The sequence below is a fragment of the Streptomyces sp. AcH 505 genome (genome assembly GCF_000818175.1).
Classification (GTDB): Bacteria; Actinomycetota; Actinomycetes; order Streptomycetales; family Streptomycetaceae; genus Streptomyces.
Genome location: NZ_JTIY01000002.1, coordinates 727469 through 728836, shown reverse-complemented (window position 1 = coordinate 728836; position 1368 = coordinate 727469). Strand labels below are relative to the sequence as shown.

The 1368-nt window shown below is 67.0% G+C and carries 1 protein-coding gene; it reads left to right on the top strand.

Translation table 11 applies throughout. The features are described 5' to 3' along the window. Positions 1 to 1368 (top strand): AMP-binding protein (locus tag HY68_RS33360; protein WP_157874540.1); only part of this gene is annotated, 1368 nt, incomplete at both ends.

Below are 1368 nucleotides of genomic sequence, written 5' to 3'. Positions count from 1 at the left end.
CCTCAACAACGCCGAGCCTCTGAGCACCCTCTTCCGTCGCCTCCAGAACGAACAGACCCACCTCCTGGACCACCAGTGGCCCGGCCTCGCCGACATCCAGACCTGGGCAGGCCACCCCCACCTCTTCGACACCGCCATGGTGTTCCAGAACTACCCGGTCGAGGAGGGCGCCCTCGGTGCCCCGACGGACGGTGAACGGTTGCAGGTCACCGCGGCGGACATCAAGGGCGGTACGCACTTCGCGGTGAACGTCGTCGCCACGATGCGCGGCTCCGAACTCTCGTTCCGTGTCGACCACCGCCCTGATCTCTTCGACGCGGACGACGCACGCGGCTTCGGAGACCGGATGGTGCGGGTGTTGGAAGCGCTGGTCGACGGCGGCGATCTCCCCGTCGGCCAACTCCAGACACTCGACCCGGCCGAGCGCGAGCGGGTGCTGGTGGAATGGAACGGGACCAGCACCGAGATCCCGGAAGTCCCGCTGCACGAACTGGTCGCCCGACAGGCCGCGGAGAATCCGGACGCGGAGGCTGTGGTCTGCGAGGGACAGTCCCTCACCTACGCGCAGTTGAACGGGCAGGCCAACCAGCTGGCCCGGCACCTCATCTCCCATGGGGTGCGGGCCGAGCAGTTCGTCGCGCTCGCCTTGCCGAAGTCGCTGGACACGGTCGTCAGCATGCTCGCGGTAGTCAAAGCCGGCGGCGCCTACCTCCCGATCGACCCCGACTACCCCGCCGAACGCATCCAGTACATGCTCGACGACGCCACCCCCGCACTCACCCTCACCGAGCCAATCCCCTACGACACCTACCAGAACCACGCGGCCGACGACGTCACCGACAACGACCGGGCAGTGGCGCATTCACCCCAGCACGCGGCCTACATGATCTACACCTCGGGCTCCACCGGCCGCCCCAAGGGCGTCATCATCGACCACCACGCCTTGGCCACCTACCTGCACCACGCCCGCCACGCTTACCCGGCGACCACCGGTATCACCACCCTGCACTCGCCTCTTGCTTTTGACCTGACCATCACCGCCCTGTGGACACCGCTCACCAACGGCGGAACCGTCCATCTCGTCACGACGCTCGAACACACCACCACCCAACCCACCCTCATCAAAGCAACGCCGAGCCACCTTCCCCTCCTCGCCACCCTTCCGAGCACCACGTCGCCCACCGGCACCCTCATCCTCGGCGGTGAAGCCCTCACAGCGGACCATCTGACCAGCTGGCGCACCCAGCACCCCCATACCGAGATCATCAACGCCTACGGACCCACCGAATCCACCGTCAACATCACCCACCACCGCATCCCGCCCCAAGAACCCATCCCCAACGGGCCCATCCCCATCGGCCGGCCTTT